The 16,116-nt window shown below is 47.2% G+C and carries 15 protein-coding genes; 10 read left to right on the top strand and 5 right to left on the bottom strand.

From position 1 onward, the window contains the following. Nucleotides 1–1,519: FAD-dependent oxidoreductase (locus QOS01_RS09185; protein ID WP_283622093.1), on the top strand; the 1,519-nt coding region annotated here is incomplete at its 5' end. A 475-nt stretch (nucleotides 1,520–1,994) separates the two neighbouring features. Further along, entirely contained in the window at nucleotides 1,995–2,906 is a 912-nt protein-coding gene (locus QOS01_RS09180; RefSeq protein ID WP_283622092.1) for an Lreu_0056 family protein, read from the top strand. Nucleotides 2,907–3,030: 124 nt separating this feature from the next. Here the strand turns inward: QOS01_RS09180 and QOS01_RS09175 are convergent, their stop codons facing one another. The 3 genes from QOS01_RS09175 to QOS01_RS09165 form a co-directional block, all read right to left on the bottom strand. Then, on the bottom strand, nucleotides 3,031–3,429 hold the full coding sequence (locus QOS01_RS09175) for a hypothetical protein (RefSeq protein WP_283622091.1): 399 nt from the start codon (nucleotides 3,427–3,429) through the stop codon (nucleotides 3,031–3,033). A gap of 461 nt (nucleotides 3,430–3,890) precedes the next feature. Beyond that, a complete protein-coding gene (locus QOS01_RS09170) occupies nucleotides 3,891–5,189 on the bottom strand; it encodes a Y-family DNA polymerase (protein ID WP_283622090.1) in 1,299 nt (432 codons plus the stop codon). A 165-nt stretch (nucleotides 5,190–5,354) separates the two neighbouring features. Then, the gene (locus QOS01_RS09165; RefSeq protein ID WP_283622089.1) at nucleotides 5,355–6,341 is read right to left on the bottom strand and encodes an IS30 family transposase; all 987 of its coding nucleotides are present in this window, start codon (nucleotides 6,339–6,341) and stop codon (nucleotides 5,355–5,357) included. Nucleotides 6,342–6,459: 118 nt separating this feature from the next. Between QOS01_RS09165 and QOS01_RS09160 the strand changes: the two genes are divergently transcribed. The 3 genes from QOS01_RS09160 (at nucleotide 6,460) to QOS01_RS09150 (ending at nucleotide 7,963) form a co-directional block, all read left to right on the top strand. Further along, nucleotides 6,460–7,002 (top strand): TMEM175 family protein, encoded by a 543-nt coding sequence (locus QOS01_RS09160; protein WP_283622088.1) that lies wholly within the window; start codon nucleotides 6,460–6,462, stop codon nucleotides 7,000–7,002. Next, the gene (locus QOS01_RS09155; RefSeq protein WP_283622087.1) at nucleotides 6,969–7,130 is read left to right on the top strand and encodes a hypothetical protein; all 162 of its coding nucleotides are present in this window, start codon (nucleotides 6,969–6,971) and stop codon (nucleotides 7,128–7,130) included. Before QOS01_RS09160 ends, QOS01_RS09155 begins: the two co-directional genes overlap by 34 nt. Nucleotides 7,131–7,306: 176 nt before the next feature. Beyond that, the gene (locus QOS01_RS09150) at nucleotides 7,307–7,963 is read left to right on the top strand and encodes a beta/alpha barrel domain-containing protein (RefSeq protein ID WP_283622086.1); all 657 of its coding nucleotides are present in this window, start codon (nucleotides 7,307–7,309) and stop codon (nucleotides 7,961–7,963) included. 79 nt (nucleotides 7,964–8,042) lie between these two features. Here the strand turns inward: QOS01_RS09150 and QOS01_RS09145 are convergent, their stop codons facing one another. Next, nucleotides 8,043–9,257 carry an MFS transporter gene (locus QOS01_RS09145; protein ID WP_283622085.1) on the bottom strand — a complete coding sequence of 405 codons (1,215 nt, stop codon included), beginning with the start codon at nucleotides 9,255–9,257 and terminating at the stop codon, nucleotides 8,043–8,045. Nucleotides 9,258–9,306: 49 nt separating this feature from the next. Next, nucleotides 9,307–10,719, bottom strand: a complete 1,413-nt coding sequence (locus QOS01_RS09140; RefSeq protein ID WP_283622084.1) for a DHA2 family efflux MFS transporter permease subunit — start codon at nucleotides 10,717–10,719, stop codon at nucleotides 9,307–9,309. 69 nt (nucleotides 10,720–10,788) lie between these two features. On the opposite strand from QOS01_RS09140, the gene QOS01_RS09135 reads away from it, so the two are divergent. The 5 genes from QOS01_RS09135 to QOS01_RS09115 form a co-directional block, all read left to right on the top strand. After that, on the top strand, nucleotides 10,789–11,643 hold the full coding sequence (locus QOS01_RS09135; protein ID WP_283622083.1) for a metallophosphoesterase family protein: 855 nt from the start codon (nucleotides 10,789–10,791) through the stop codon (nucleotides 11,641–11,643). A gap of 125 nt (nucleotides 11,644–11,768) precedes the next feature. Next, nucleotides 11,769–12,038, top strand: coding sequence for a 30S ribosomal protein S14 (rpsN, locus tag QOS01_RS09130; RefSeq protein WP_283622082.1), 270 nt, complete (start codon nucleotides 11,769–11,771; stop codon nucleotides 12,036–12,038). 209 nt (nucleotides 12,039–12,247) lie between these two features. Continuing rightward, a complete protein-coding gene (ahpC, locus tag QOS01_RS09125; protein WP_047768565.1) occupies nucleotides 12,248–12,811 on the top strand; it encodes an alkyl hydroperoxide reductase subunit C in 564 nt (187 codons plus the stop codon). 21 nt (nucleotides 12,812–12,832) lie between these two features. Further along, nucleotides 12,833–14,488 carry an FAD-dependent oxidoreductase gene (locus QOS01_RS09120; RefSeq protein WP_283622081.1) on the top strand — a complete coding sequence of 552 codons (1,656 nt, stop codon included), beginning with the start codon at nucleotides 12,833–12,835 and terminating at the stop codon, nucleotides 14,486–14,488. A 163-nt stretch (nucleotides 14,489–14,651) separates the two neighbouring features. Further along, nucleotides 14,652–16,116: SEC10/PgrA surface exclusion domain-containing protein (locus QOS01_RS09115; RefSeq protein ID WP_283622080.1), on the top strand; the 1,465-nt coding region annotated here is incomplete at its 3' end.

Here is a 16,116-nt window from a genome sequence, read left to right as displayed (position 1 = left end):
TGGCATACACCAATCGAGATCTTCCTGCTTAATTTACGTCATTAAATTCGTTCAAGTTATTTCTTGCAATCTGCCAATTTTAGAAATTCATGGTGCTGCAGGATGCTTACCAACTAATTTCCTTTCGCCACATGATAATCAAAGAACCGATATGTACGGTGGGTCATTACATAACCGAATGCGATTCCTTTTAGAGATCATTCAAAATATTAAGCAGAAATGCGGGACTAACTTTCCAGTTGGCGTAAAACTATCTACAGAAGATTGGGAACCTGACGGAATTACATTAGATGAAACAATCCAAGTAGCAAAAGCACTTGAAAAAGCAGGGTGTTCGCACATTAATCTAATCTGTGGTACACATGCAACTTCGGACCGTGAATTTTTAATGCCAAATGAATTTAATAATAAAGAAACCAAAGCTATTCAAGATGCGGTAAGCATTCCTTGCTTTGCAGGACATAATATTTTTACACCTATCGAAGCTGAAGATGCGCTCGAAAAGGGAGCCGGAGATTTCGTTGCGCTTGGTCGTTCACTGTTGGCAGATCCAATGTGGGCTAAGAAAGCACAGGAAGGTCATCCTGAAGATATAGTTCCCTGCATTAACTGCCTAGTCGGATGCTTAGATCGTGGCTTATTAAGTAATAATGTTATTCACTGTGCCGTTAATCCATCTTTGTACCATTTCGAAAATGATGATCATACCAAGGTGAAGGAAGCCAAGAAAGTAGCCGTTGTTGGTGCAGGGCCAGGGGGCTGCGAAGCGGCACTAGTCGCTGCTCAGCGCGGACATAAGGTTACTCTATATGAAAAGAGAGCGCTTGGTGGCGCGATGATTGAAGCGGCCGTCCCAGATAATAAGCGAAACATTAATAACCTAATAAAATATTATCACCATGAAATTGCTCATAATAAAAACATATCTGTTATTGATGAAACAGCTACTGTAGACAAGATAAAAGCCGATAATTTTGATGCTTGTGTAGTTGCTATTGGTGGTAAAGAACGTAACTTAAAAATTAATGGTGCAAAAAATGGTGCTTCAATTATTTCAGCAATGGATTATCTTAATGGTAGTCAAAAAGCAAATGGTCAGAATATTGTTGTTATAGGTGGAGGTATTACCGGTGCTGAAACTGCTCTAGAATTAAATAAATCTGGTAAGAATGTAACAATTGTTGAAGTTACCGATCATTTTTTGTCTCATCAAGCAACATCATCTAGTAGTCGTGCTTATGCATACGCTATTAGCAAAACCAATATTAAGGTGTTAACAGGGTTAAGACCGACTAGTTTAACTGATAAGAAGCTAACTTTAGTTGATCGTTTTGGAAATCAAAAAATGATTCCTGCTGATATGCTTATTTCTGCGGCAGGATTTATTCCACAACATGAATTTTATGACCGCTTAACTGAAGAAACAAATATGCAAGTTTTCAATGTTGGAGACTCAAAGTATGTTCGTCAGATTTATGATGCAATTCACGAGGGTTATATCGCTGCTAAACAACTATAATTTATTAACGCTAAATCTTCATAATTTTTGGTAGTTTTAGTAATCGAAAGAAAATAAAAAGAAACAGATGCTGTTATTACGGCGTTTATGAGTAGAAATCTAACTCAATGAAAAGAAAGCGAAAAGAAACTAGTTCTGTTCTCGTGGTATAATACAATTGTGGTAAGAGATATTGGGCCGCGTAGTCCATTTGAGCCACACTCTTCCTATATGAGAAGGGTTACGATAACACTAAGTCCCTTTTACTAGAGCCAATAGCAAAAGGGACTTTTCTAATATAATAAAAGACCGTCCTACTAACTTTAGCCGATTACGGACGAATGCTCAGTAATATTGTTTTATAAAACATTCATTTTAGAACGTCGGTCAGAAATTGGTTGACGTTCTTTTATATTGTATGTGATTTGAATATATAAAATGCTACAATAAACATTGCTATTGCAAAATAATAGGTTTATTAGGGGGAAAATTACATATGAATTTCAAACATAAATGGATAATTCCGTTATTACTTTTGATTACAATTGGTCTTGTTGGATGTAGTGGTAAACAAGGGAAGGAAGCTACAAATGCTCAGCAGGATAAGCAAGTGCTTAGTGGTGTCTACAAGACGGATGATAAATACAATAAAACAGATGATGGAACACTTCAGCCTAGTTACTGGTATTTTAAGAAAAACGGCAAGCTCCTGTATTGTACGCCTCAAGTAAATTCAACAAACCAAAATAGTGACACAGATTTTTGGTATGGTGAAGCCGATAGAGGTACATGGAAATCATTAGGTAATAATATGTTTGAACTTAAAATGCATGATGTATATAATAATAACTATTACACCATCAAAGCAAAACTTAATGGTAACAAACTGCATACCTACGCCAACTCTAGAAACGCTAAATATGAATGGAGCGCAGATGATAACTATAAACAACCAGATATGACATATTCAGATTTTATGGATATGTTTAACAAGGCTAAAGACTCTGACCAGAAAGACATTCAAGAGAACGGCTATGCTAAGCCTGATAATGATTCGTCGTCAAACAGTGACGACTCATCTAATATTGATCCCAAGACTCTAGGAATTCTTATTCTTGAAAAGGCTCGTGGTGCTGAATCAATTAATACCGGAGACATTGAGTACATGATTATGGGAAAAAAGAATGATTACCAAATAGGATTTGGAACGAAAGATGGTACCTTAAATTATGTTATTGATGGTGATCAAGTAACCGTTAGAGATGGTAGCTACGATTATTCTGATGACAGTGCCAAAACTTATTCAATTAAAGATTTAGTTAATGAATATTACAATAGCTCTAGTGACAAATCAAAAGTTGATAGTGTTGCTTCTGAAGTAAACACTACGGATATGTCAGACCAATAATATTAACAAAAAAAAGACGTTTCCAATATATGGAACGTCTTTTTTGATTATAGGGGAGATATGTTCTCTCATATCAAACCGTCATTAAAATTCTTGTTTTAATGCATAAGGCAAAGAGAATCATTTACAACATACTTCCACTACTAACAAAATGAAAATTATGTTTTTGAATCTCTTTGCTATTTTTTATAATACTTCCGAATAATCTTACGTGTTCAAGCGCACATCCTTTAACAGCAGATTCAAATGTAAGGCCATGTTTAACTTTTGAACTCCAAGATACATCGATGGATCGTTTAATAATCGGTACAGTATATAAATCTACGGGAACTATAGCAAGATTGTTGTATTTGAAACCATAGTTAATTACTTGTGAGTTGCTCTGAGCATCTTGCATGACTTGCTTTGCAGCCTTTAATTCATAAACATAATTCTCATATTTTCTTCTAGCAAAAATACATCCTGCAACTTCACTAATAAATAGTCCTGTTTCTAGGTCCTTTACCGCGTATATTGAAATCATGGTCTTTTTCTCCCGTCAATATATTGCTCATTTTGCTTTAATGCTGCCGTATGTTCCGATAAAAAGAATCCGCTCCATTTAATCTTCCCACGATCATGGTAATAATATTTGAAAAAGTTATCTGCTACTACATCTGCTTCAGCATCACTGTAGAACCGTGACATGGTTAATCTACCTCTCTATATAGTTGTTTTAATTGCTCTTTAGTGAAGTTCGTATAGTTGAAAGTAAATTGGTAGGTCTTTCTAACTTCCTTTAGAATCTCTATTAAAGTTTCAAATTTAATATGTGGGTATTGGTCAATCGGAATAGAACGTTGGAAAGTACCATTCCTCTTAATGTTGAAGAATATGTTATAAGCATTATCTGGTGCAAAATAGTTAATGCTTACCCAATAAGCAGTTCTGGGAATGTTCTTGAATAGTTTTGTAATCCTATCTGAAATAAGTTGTCCCTGTCTTCTATTCCAGGCTTTGTCCGCCGTTATGGCCGCCCACAAGTCCTGCTCGTTCAATGAAGGTTCCACCTTTCTTGAGGCTGTTTGCTCTCATTATTGCTGTTTTTCCATATTTCTTACGGATAGAATCCATAGCCTCTTCTAGACTAATTGCGTCTTGTCGAGGCGAATTGAAGATATTAAGCTGTTCTCCATATCTTTCAACCAGCCGTGTGCATGACACTGCAACATTCCTGACAGGAGTTTTACCGTCCCAGAATTTCTCAAAGATGAAGATAAGTTGTCTATTAATAGTTCCAGTTTCAGCAGTCGATGTACTTAATTTAAGTGAATGAGCAAAGCCAGTCTTACCACTTTCATCTATTACACCAAGCGAATATCCAATACTTAGATATACTCCACAACACTGTTTATTATGGGCTCGAAGACGTGATGCTACCTGTGCCCCAATCTCCTTTATAACCGTTTCTATCTCATCTTTTTCACTATAGTCTCTTGGTAGAACTTGTGAGTTACCAAGAGATTTATCTTTATGAAGAATAGTTGATTGAAGATTGGTTCTGTCGATTCCCCATGCGGTGGCATATAATTGTGTCCCCATAATTCCTAACCGGCGCTTAAGTTCAAATGGATTGTAGTGTGCCAGTTCGTACATATTATGTATGCCTAATCTAGCTAGATTTGCTTTAGTACGAGTATTAATACCCCAAACATCAGTTATTTCAGGAATGGTCCATATCTTATTTTTGACCGTTTGGTTAGTGATTACACCAATGAATTCGCGATTATGTTTGGCGTATATGTCCAAAGCAATTTTAGCTTGTAGTGGATTATTCCCTAGCCCAACTGTGGTAACAAGGCCTAGTTCATCCTTAACTTGTGACTGAATCTTCCTTATTACCTGTAGGATATTGTTTCCAAACAATCGCCATGAGTGAGTAATATCAAGGATTGACTCATCTATAGAATATGGTTGAAGATCTTCATCAGCACAATACTGATTAAAAATATGATTGACCTCAAGATTCTTTTGTATATAAAGGTTCATCCTAGGCGGAACAACAATTAATCTTTCATCATTGGGAATGTCTCTTTTCCTATTAATATTAGAGATATGAAAGAGCTTTTTGGCCATAGGAGATGCTGCCATAACCAAACCACCACCTGTGTTTGCAGCCTCAGACATCACAACCAGTGGAGTTGTTAAGGGGTCGAGACCACGCATAATACACTCAACCGTGGCATAGAAAGATTTATTGTCAATTAACAGGAACACACCTGATGGTTCATTGGAATAATCCATAGTACTCACTCCAAACATCTGTTCGATATAAATATATCACAAGAACGGGTGTTCGTAAATGAGTAAAAAGAAAAAGCCTATTGGAAATAACAACAAGGCTTCTTAAGTGTTATAATTGGAACGTATTTTTTACTATTGGAGGATTTATTTATATGGGGCGAATTGTCAAACTAAGTGCAACGGTTTATCAAAAAATACTTCATATGGGGTTTCATAATTTAACACTTTGCGCGGACGTTGATTTAACTGCTTTTGGCAGTGTTCAACGTCCTGTTCTGTATAATTATCAATATCTGTTCGCTTGGGAAAGTATTCCCGGATTAATCCATTTGTATTCTCATTTGTTCCACGCTGTTCAGGGGAATATGGATCGGGCCAATAGACAGTAACACCTAATCTTTCGCTGATTTCATCAAGATGAAGAAATTCGGTCCCATGATCTGGTGTAATAGAATGAACAAATTCTTTAGGAATGACCCCTAACAGGTCAACTAAGCCTTTATTTATCTCCTGCGAGTCCTTTCGCGCAACCTTTTTGATAAGAGTAAGCCGACTAAGCCGATCGACAACCGTTAAAAGGATGGAATGACCCGTTCGCCCAATTACAGTATCGATTTCCCAGTCACCAATACGTTGACGCTGGTTGATAAAACCAGGGCGCTCATGAATTGAGATGTAGTCCGTCTGTACTTCTCGATGTCGTCTAGTATTCTTTGAATGCCGCGTCCGATGTTTATGTCTGAGATGGCGCTGAATACCGGTATCGCCATGTGAGGAGTACTTCTCACCTAAATTGTGTTGATAGATATGACGGTAGATTGTGTTGTAGCTAACACACCATTGATGTTCCTTATTAAAGCGAGCGGTAATCTGCTCTGGTGACCAGTGCAGATCTAAGATGTAATGAACAATTTGACGGCGTAGTTGTGGATGGCTGTCTAATAGCCGCTTCTTGTGACAATTCTTTCGCTTTTGATGATAGTCATTTTCTGCTTTACTTGGGGAATAATGACCTGCACAACGTTTTAATTCTCGTGAAATAGTGCTTGGATTTCGCCCTAGCCGTAACGCAACAGCCCGGATAGATAACCCCTTAGCTTGTAAAAACATAAGCATTTCACGTTCTTTTATAGTAAGATGTTTATAGCCCATACCGGATACCTCGAATTGTTTGATTTGGTCGTATGGGTTTATTTTTTTACTTTGTGTTGCATTTCAATTGTAAATTCGCCACAACGAAATTAGTTAGAATAGCCCTTGGTGATTTAAAGTGAAGACTAAAGACAAAACAACAAGTAAAGTGGCTCCCCGCTGCCAGGTCCAGCAGCGCCTCGTGCGGATGAAGCAGAAGGAAGCCACGGAATTCAAGGAACACCTCGACAACCTCAACGACGGGGTCATCGCCATCATCCTGACCGTGATGGTCCTGGAGGTGCCGCTGCCCAACCAGGCGGGGGTCTCCTACCGCAACTTCATGGGGTCGATCTTCATCTTCCTGGTGAGCTTCTTCGTGGTGGCCAACTTCTGGTACGACCTTAACCGGATGCTGCTGGTCCTCAACCGGGTCACGAAGAAGATGATCATCATCGACTTCGTCTTCCTGGCGGCCCTGTCAGTAATTCCAATGCTGACGAAGTGGATGATGCTGGAGCCGACCGGGCTGGCGGTCTTTGACTACGGGATTGCCTACTTCATCGCCAATTTGATGAAGCTGATCATCTCGGCCAGTGCCTGGGAGGAATTCTTCAACGAGGTCGAGGGCAGTCCGAAGATGTTTCGGTGCGGCTGGGCCGGCGCCTGGTCCTGGTTCTGATCATCAACGGCATTCTGATCTCCGTGGCCTACCTGATGCCGCGCTGGGTCCTCTTGGCCTACCTGGTGCTGACAATTTATAACTTCTTCTATCCGGAGAAAACCGCGGTTGATCAAAAGGTTAAATAGTAGGGAAACGGGCACCTCGTCAAAATGGCGGGTACCCGTTTTTTTACCTGGCTTCAACAATTGGTATATCAGTTTAAATATGTCAAAAAGGCTTGACTAATTCGACACTATGGGGCATGATATAACCTGAATCTAGTAGTTGGTCTACTTATTATTGTGCTGAAAGGAAGATAGATGTGACCGCGTTAGCTTCAATTGGTATGTTTATTGACCAGGTAGCGCCAGGAGAGCTTTCCTGGCGTGCCCAGCAGAACCCCGACAATGGCCTGCGCCTGAACGTCGCGGGGAACCAGGCGCTTTCTTGTCTGACGAGAGAAATGCTTGCCCCCGTCAGCAACCGGGTGATCATCCCCACGGCCGCACAGACGGTCGCGGGCGTTTGCCGCCAGGCGGAGCAGCTGACCCTCCTTGGCGACAACGTCTGGGTCCAGGTACCGGTGATGATTGGCGGCCGCTTCAGTGGGCCCCTGGTCCGCCATTTGCTGGCTGAGGGGATCCCGCTGGTGGTGGCCGGGGTCGCCAGCAAGCAGCAGTGTTACCGCCTCCTCCAGGGGATGGTGGGCCTGTCGACACCATGCCTAATGGAGCTGAGCCCGGCGATGGCCCGCTATGACACGATTGTCAGTGTTGCCTTGGCCCACCAGCTCTCCCAGGTCCAGGTGATTGGGCGGGCCGCAACGCCAGCAACCGTCTGGCTCCTCCAGCACCTTCGTTTCGACGGGGCGGTGGTGACGCTGCTGGTTTACGCCCGGGTGACTTGCCTTAACCAGCCGGCGTGCGGTCAGGCGTGCAGCGTTACCACCCACGAAACCTACCAGTTAGCGATTAATTAGCTGAAGCAAAAAGCACAAAGCGGGCGCTAGCATCCGGATTTTCCGAACGCTAGCGCCCGCTTTTGTCGCATTATTACTGTTATGCCGTCTTGCGCTTACGCATCACGAGAACAACGGCGATGAAGTTTACCAGGAGGGTTAGGCCGGTGACGGCGAAGACCATCGGGTAGTTGAATAACCCCGAAATGACGGAACCGATAACTGAGCCGAGGACCGCTCCGGCCGCCTGGAAGGACTGGTTCACACTAAAGATCCGTCCAAAGGCTTCGGTCGGCACGTCCAGGGTCAGGACCGTCTGGATTGCCGGGGTCAGGGCCGCGTTGGCCAGGCCCAGTAGGAACCGCCAGAAGGCCAGTGACCATGGTGAGTGGGTGAAGGTCATCGGGATGAAGAGGACGAAGGCCACCGCTAGCCCGGTCCGCAAGACCACCTTCGGGCCAATCTTATCCATCGTGTGGCCAACCTTGGAGGCAGAGATCAGCGTCCCCAGCCCGGGGGTCGCCGCTACGATCCCCGCAACCAGGGCCACGTTGCCCTGGTTATGCATCAGCGACTTGACGTACAGGCTGATGATTGGGGTGATTGACATCGATGAGGAAATAACCACCATCGTTGTGAAGAACATGGTGATGATCGTGGCGGGACTGTCCAGTTCCTGGAAGATTTGACCCAGGGGCTTCATCTTTTCCTTCTTGATTGGCGTGAAGTGTTCAACCGTCAGGAAGGTCGTCCCCAGGAAGTTGAGGAACATCAGGACCCCGGTGATGAAGAACGGGATCCGGTAACCAAACGCCCCCGACAGGACCCCACCAAGGAGGGGCCCCACTAAGTTACCGGCCACCCCGGCAGTGGTCATTGCTGTCATGACCCAGCCGGAGTGGGCGCGCGGTGTCTCGCCCGCCATCAGGGCTGTGGCGTTATTGATGTATCCGGAGAAGGCCCCCTGGAGGAAGCGGAGGGCGATGATCATCCAGACGTTTTGGGCCAGGCCAATGCAGAAGATCGTGCAGGCCATAACCCCGGCAGCCCGCATACACATCAGCTTCCGGCCTTTGCGGTCCGCCAGGTTCCCCCAGAGTGGGGAGACGATGGCCTGGCTAACGAAGGTCGCCCCGAAGGCCAGCCCGGAGAAAATGTTCAGCTGAAAGTGGCTGAAGTTGCCGAGCTCGTTAATGAACAGCGAGATAAAGGGCATCGTCATTGAATAACCGGCCCCGGTGATGAAGGCCCCTAGCCAGAGGGTGTAGAAGGTCCGGTGCCAGCCCTGGGGGTACTCGTCGTTACTTGTTCCCATATTACTTTTCATCTCCTTAATAGTTAACAGTTAGCGATTATAACAGGGATTACCGCTGCTTGCTAACTTTTAGATAGTGTGCAAAGGTGAGCATCATCAGGACGATCAGGAGGACGGTGATCCACATTGACAGGCGAATCCCGGCAATCAGGCTGGACGGGATCCCGGCAATGACGACTAGTATCGTGACGGACACGGCCCCGGAAACCTGACGGAGGGTGTTGTTAAGGGCGGTCCCGTGGCTGTTTTCCAGGCGGGAAAGACCGGAGAAGGCCTCCGACAGGGCCGGACTGAAGACAAAGGCGTTGCCAATCATCCGGACGGTGTAGGCCAGGGTCAAGACCAGGATTGACGAGTGCTGAGAAATCGTGACGAAGGGGTAGGAGGCGATTAGCATCAGGACCCCACCAATGATAATCAGCCACTTCGGCCCGTATTCGTCATACAGCCGGCCGATAAATGAGGCCGCCACCCCGTTGCAGATGGCACCGGGCAAGAGAATCAGTCCGGACTTGAAGCTCCCCATCCCCAGGACGTTTTCACTGAAGATCGGCACCAGCTGCTCGGTCCCAAGGAGGATCATGAAGGCAAAGATCCCGACAAAGGTCATCAGCCGAAAGGACGGGTACTTGAAAATCTGCACCTTGAGCATTGGGTTAGTCAGGTGGAGCTGCCGTTTGACAAAGAAGGCGATGATGACCAGTCCCACGACCAGCATTGCCCAACCGGCCCAGACGTTAATTTCAAAGACCGTCAGGCTGCCAAGGGCCAGGGCCGAACCCAGCAGGGAAATGAAGACGGACAGGTAGTCGATTTTGATATCCCGGGTCTTCGAGAAGTTTTGTAACTTGAAGTAGCCAATGATGAAGACAACCACCATGAAGGGCAAGACGGCAATGAAGAGCCACCGCCAGGAAAGCACTTGGAGGAGGAACCCGGAGATGGTCGGGCCAATTGCCGGGGCGGTCGAGATGACCAGGCTGGAGAGACCAAGGATCGACCCCCGCTGTTCAATCGGGTAGATCGAAATCATGGTCGTCATTTGAAACGACATTAGCATCCCGCTGGCGGCGGCCTGGATCAGCCGGGCTAACAGGAGGGAGTAGAAGTTGCTGGCGAGGCAACCGATGACGGTCCCGACAATGAAGGCGCCAATCGTCCACAGGAAGACCTGCCGGTTGGTAAACTTTTCGTACATGTTTGAGGACAAAGGGGTGACGATCCCGATAATCAGGGTATAACCGGTCGTCAGCCACTGGACCGCGTTTAAGGAAACGTGGAGTTCGTGCTCGATGACCGGTAGGGCCGTGATCATCATTGTCTGACTGGCCAGACTGACAAAGGCTGACAAGAGCAGGATGGCGGTGATCAGCCGCCGGGTTTTAGTTGAGATAGTTGGACTAGGTGTGGACAAGGTATCCTTCCTTTCAAATGATAATTTACTCAACCAGTTTAGCACCATTATCACGGAACCCGCTAATGGAAAATAGAGTGATATACTATTAATAGGAATAAAAGGAGGAAATCGGATTTGAAAACGAGAATTGCCGTTTTTTCGGATGTCCACGGTAACCTGAGTGCCTTGCAGGCAATGTATAAGGATAGCCTGAAACAAAATGTCGACCAGTACTGGTTCATCGGGGACCTCTTGATGCCGGGACCGAGTGTTACCCGGGTCTGGAAGCTCTTTGAAAAGATGAACCCGGCGGTCGTGGTCCGGGGAAACTGGGATGACCTGGTGGTCCGCGGTGCCCGGGGACTGATGGACCTGGACAAGCCGTCGCACGTCTACTTTGCCCGTCTGGCCCAGTACGTTGCCCGTCACGCCTCAACCCAGTTGATTGACAGCATCGCCAACTGGCCAATGCACGTCACCAAGCAGGTCGGGCCCCTGAACTTTGGCATCTCCCACAACCTGCCGGATTTGAATATGGGCCAGGCCCTCTTCCCGACCCAGTCAACCAGTAATTTTGATAAGCTCTTCCAGGTCGACACGGACCAACCGGTCGACGTGGCGATTTATGCCCACGTCCACCACGAACTGCTGCGCTATTCAAATGACGAGCGGATCATCCTCAACCCCGGGGCGGTTGGCGAGCCGTTCAACCACTGGCAGCCGTTGCAAAAGGACCTCCGGGCGCACTACCTAGTTCTGGAGGTCGACGACCAGGGGATGGCTGAGACCAGTTTCCGCCACGTCGCCTACGACCGGACGGTGGAAAGCGACCGGGCAAAGACGGATGCCATCCCGTACGCCGAGCTCTACCAGCTGATGATGAAGACTGGCCTGGCCTACACCCACGACCAGGAGCTGCTGACCCGCTACAACGCCAAGTACGGTTACGCGGACGAGTACCGGCGCTTTGCTAAGGAAAAGTTAAGCTAGGGCCTTTTGGTTGCATTTGGTCAGTGAATGTCAGATAATTTGTGGTGAATGAATTCGCAGATGTTTAAATTTAGTTGTTTGTTGCACACGCATATATCTAAATAAAGGAGAAAACAACTTTATATATGGCAAAAAAGTCAAAAATTGCTAAGTTACATCACCAAGAAGCGCTGGTTAAGAAGTACGCTGCCAAGCGGCGGGCACTGAAGGAAAAGGGCGACTACATTGCCTTATCCAAGCTGCCGCGCAATTCCAGTGCGGTCCGCTTACACAACCGGGACCGTTATGACGGCCGGCCACACGCCTACATGCGGAAGTTTGGCATGTCCCGGATCAACTTCCGGAACCTCGCTCACAAGGGGCAGATTCCGGGCGTCCGCAAGGCTAGCTGGTAGGAAGAAAGGGGCCTACCGTTAGCCGTTTGCACCTGGGCGGTGGCCTCTAATCCAGCTTCAATACAAAGCAGGCTCGTGTCAATGGGACACTGGCCTGCTTTTTGTCTATGAAATTTTAGAATAATTCTAAAAAAGCCTTGATTAATTCCGGAAGTTGGTTATACTTATAGGTGTAGTTAAGAATGATTCTAATTAAGGAGAGGATATCTATGAATTTTGTTGGACACGAAATTGAAGACTTCAAGGTAAACGCATACCAAGACGGTGAAACAAAGGAAGTTACTAAGAAGGATGTTCTTGGCAAGTGGGCCATCTTCTTCTTCTACCCAGCTGACTTCTCATTTGTTTGCCCAACCGAACTGGAAGCTTTGCAAGACAAGTACGAAGACTTCAAGAAGGCTAACGCTGAAATCTACTCCGTTTCTGAAGATACTGAATTCGTCCACAAGGCATGGGCAGAAGCATCTGACAAGATCGGTAAGATCAAGTACCACATGCTCGCCGACCCTGCTGGCAAGTTAGCCCGGATGTTCGATGTTCTCGATGAAGACGCTGGTCAAGCCTACCGTGGTGTATTCATCGTTGACCCAGATGGCAAGATCCAATCCTACACGATTAACAACATGGGTATTGGCCGGAGCGCTGACGAAATTCTGCGGACCCTGCAAGCTGCTCAATTCGTTCGTGAACACGGTGACCGGGTATGCCCAGCTAACTGGAAGCCAGGTCAAGACTCCATCAAGCCAAGCTTAGACCTTGTTGGTAAGCTTTAATCTGAAACCAGGTGAATAGTGATGGCAGATGAACACTTATACGACCTGATCATCGTTGGGGCCGGGCCAGCAGGATTGTCTGCCGGACTGTACGCTGGTCGGGCAACATTGGATACCCTGATCCTTGAGGGCGATACCGTCGGCGGCCAAGTCACCACGACCTCCGTGGTTTACAACTACCCCGCCGTGGAAAAGGTTGACGGGACCCAGCTGATGAACCAGATGCAAAAGCAGGTGGCGGACTTTGGTGTCACCATCGAACACGACCAGGTTGAAAAATACCAGATCAAAGACGAAGTGAAGGTCCTGGTTGGCAAGAGTGGCAAGGAGTACCACGCCCGTAGCGTGATCATTGCCACCGGTGCTAAACCGCGCAAAGTGGGCTTCCCCGGTGAAGACGAATTCCGGGGACGCGGGGTTGCATACTGCTCAACCTGTGACGGTGAATTGTTCACCGGCCTGCAGATTTTCGTTGTCGGTGGGGGTTACGCCGCTGCCGAAGAAGCCGACTACCTGAGCCGGTTTGGTAAGCACGTCACCGTCCTCGTCCGCAGCGACCACTTCAAGTGCCCACCGTTGATGGCGGCCCGGGCGCTGAACAACCCAAAGGTCTCGGTAGAATACAATACTGAGGTCAAGGAAGTTAAGGGTGACGACTACGTAACGGAAGCCACCCTGGTCAACAACAAGACTGGCCGGGAGACGACATACCACGTTGATGAAGGCGATAACACCTTTGGCATCTTCATCTACGTCGGGACCCAGCCAGCCACCAAGAACCTGCAGGGGATCATTGACTTAGACGACCGTGGTTACATCAAGGCCAACGCCAATGGTGAAACCAACGTTGCCGGGGTTTACGCTGCCGGGGATGTTATTGTGAAGAACCTCCGCCAGATTATCACGGCGGCTTCCGATGGGGCCGTGGCAGCAACGGCGGCTGAGCAATACATCACCACCCAAAAGCAGAAGCAGGGAATTCCAATCCACGCCGACGTGGCCAAGAAGGCCGCTAAGACGGTTGGTCAAACCACTAACCTGGAAGACCAGGAAAAGGTCACGCCGCACGAAGGCAACTGGCTGAGTGCTGATATCGATAGTCAACTGAAGCCTATCTTTGACCGCCTGACTAAGGACGTCACCCTGGAAGTCAACACCAACGACAGTGACTTGAGCCAACAACTGGTCGGCTTTGTGACCGAATTTGCCGGCCTCGATGACCACTTCACGGTAACGACGAAGCAGGGCAGTGGTGACTACCTGCCAATGCTGAAGCTCCTGGATGCAGATGGCAACGACACGGGTCTGCACTATGTTGGGATTCCAACCGGCCACGAACTGAACTCCCTGGTTCTCGGGGTTTACAACGTAGCTGGTCCGGGCCAGACGATTGCACCAGAAATGGTGGACCGGATTAAGAAGCTGCCGGCCGCTAACATTAGAATCGGTGTTTCCTTGACCTGCCACTTCTGCCCAGACGTGGTTGCGGCTTGCCAGCGGATGGCTTCACTGAATCCGAACATCACCGCCACGATGATTGACCTCCAGCACTTCCCAGACTTGCGGAAGAGCAAGAAGATCATGAGCGTGCCCGCCACGATGATTGATGACTCACCAGTAATTTTCGGTAGCCAATCACTCGAACAGCTGGTTGCGGCAGTTGAAAAATACCAATAGTAAAAAGTAGTAGAGCAAGGCTAAGTTAACCTTGCTTTTCAAATAGTAAGGCACTTCGTATCCAGATTTTCAGGGTTCGGGGTGTCTTTTCTTTATGGAGTGATTGGTAAAATGGGGTTTAGGTGTATAATATGGGCGTAACTATTAAGAGGGGGTTATTTTTTTGTCAAATTTTAATAAGAATAAGGCTAGTATGTTTGATCACTCTAAGCAACGCTGGGGGTTACGGAAGTTATCCGTGGGCGTTGCTTCCGTTCTGTTAGGCTTCACCTTCATGGGTGTTCAAGCACAACAAGCTTCCGCTGACGCAAACACGGATAATGCGGGGACAAACGAAACGGTCACCGCACCAAACCAGGCCACGGCCCAGAGCCAAGTTGTTCTGGCCGCTAGTCAAAACCAACAGGATAACGTTAGTCAAAACTTCGTCATTCCTGATGGTTACGCCAACGCAATGAATGGTTTCCGCCCTAATGGTGCCAACTCGACACCGGCAATCATCAGTGCTTCTACCAAGGGTATTTCAGAAAACGGTGGCGACCCAGCTAAGGGCTTTGAAACCCTTGGCTTTAACGGAAACATTGTTTTCCCAGCCAGCAACTATCAACACAATGCCAAGGATGCTGCCGAAACAGTTGACTTACAGAATCTGACGCCAGCACAAGAAAGTGAAATCACCACTTTCGCCGCCCAAACCATTAACCAACTGCGGAGCAGAGTTCAGGCCCAACCAAACGGGAACAAAGTTAGCGCCGGCTTCGTGAAGGTTTCACCATTTGCAACCCAAGCGGGCTACACGATGGTTCACGCTGCCTACGATAACTTTAATGGTGATGGCCACAACATGACCGGCCTTGAAGCAGCAGCCAAGAAGATGGGAATCAACGCCTGGGTTGGTGAAAATATCGGTGGGATGCTGGTACAAAGTGCATTGAATGCTGGTTGGGTAAAGACCATCAACATGGACCAGCTGAAGCAAAACATTTACCTGGTTATTCTGGCCATGATGTACTCTGACAACGGGAGTAAAACCATTGGTGCCGGTGGTCACACGACCGCACTGCTTAACGATCCTTCCTTCAACCTGAAGTCACGTGCTGGTGGGAACGCCATTTCGCTGGACGCTAACGGGAACGTGGTTGCTAACCAGTACCTGGCCTTAACATTTGACAAGAAGGGTAACGCACACTTTAACTTCATCAGTGACGCCGACGCCAGTGCCGATGCCAAGGCTAAGTTGGCCCTGAACGCGGTTCAACCGGTATTTGCAGCCGTAAAGCCAGGCCAAGGCTCACAATCCAGCTCTGCTGCTTCAAGTGCAACGAGCTCTGCACAATCCAGTGCAACGAGCTCCGCAACATCCAGTGCAACGAGCTCTGCACAATCCAGCGCAACGAGCTCCGCACAATCCAGTGCAACGAGCTCCGCAACATCCAGCGCAATGAGCTCCGCACAATCCAGCGCAACAAGTTCTGCCCAGTCTAGTGCAGCAAGCTCTGCACAATCCAGCGCAACGAGCTCCGCACAATCCAGTGCCACGAGTTCTGCGACATCCAGCGCAACAAGTTCTGCCCAGTCTAGTGCAGCAAGCTCTGCACAATCCAGCGCAACGAGCTCCGCACAATCCA

This window comes from Limosilactobacillus avium (genome assembly GCF_947381485.1).
Classification (GTDB): domain Bacteria; phylum Bacillota; class Bacilli; order Lactobacillales; family Lactobacillaceae; genus Limosilactobacillus; species Limosilactobacillus avium.
The sequence above is the reverse complement of the archived record's forward strand: the minus strand, read 5'-3'. Positions and strand labels throughout refer to the sequence as shown.

Coding starts and splice junctions, on each gene's coding strand:
- QOS01_RS09165 (WP_283622089.1), bottom strand. CDS start 6,341: ATGGGCTATAAACATCTTACTATAAAAGAACGTGAAATGCTTATGTTT.
- QOS01_RS09175 (WP_283622091.1), bottom strand. CDS start 3,429: ATGATTTCAATATACGCGGTAAAGGACCTAGAAACAGGACTATTTATT.
- QOS01_RS09120 (WP_283622081.1), top strand. CDS start 12,833: ATGGCAGATGAACACTTATACGACCTGATCATCGTTGGGGCCGGGCCA.
- QOS01_RS09180 (WP_283622092.1), top strand. CDS start 1,995: ATGAATTTCAAACATAAATGGATAATTCCGTTATTACTTTTGATTACA.
- QOS01_RS09170 (WP_283622090.1), bottom strand. CDS start 5,189: ATGGATTATTCCAATGAACCATCAGGTGTGTTCCTGTTAATTGACAAT.
- rpsN (WP_283622082.1), top strand. CDS start 11,769: ATGGCAAAAAAGTCAAAAATTGCTAAGTTACATCACCAAGAAGCGCTG.
- ahpC (WP_047768565.1), top strand. CDS start 12,248: ATGAATTTTGTTGGACACGAAATTGAAGACTTCAAGGTAAACGCATAC.
- QOS01_RS09145 (WP_283622085.1), bottom strand. CDS start 9,257: ATGGGAACAAGTAACGACGAGTACCCCCAGGGCTGGCACCGGACCTTC.
- QOS01_RS09140 (WP_283622084.1), bottom strand. CDS start 10,719: ATGGTGCTAAACTGGTTGAGTAAATTATCATTTGAAAGGAAGGATACC.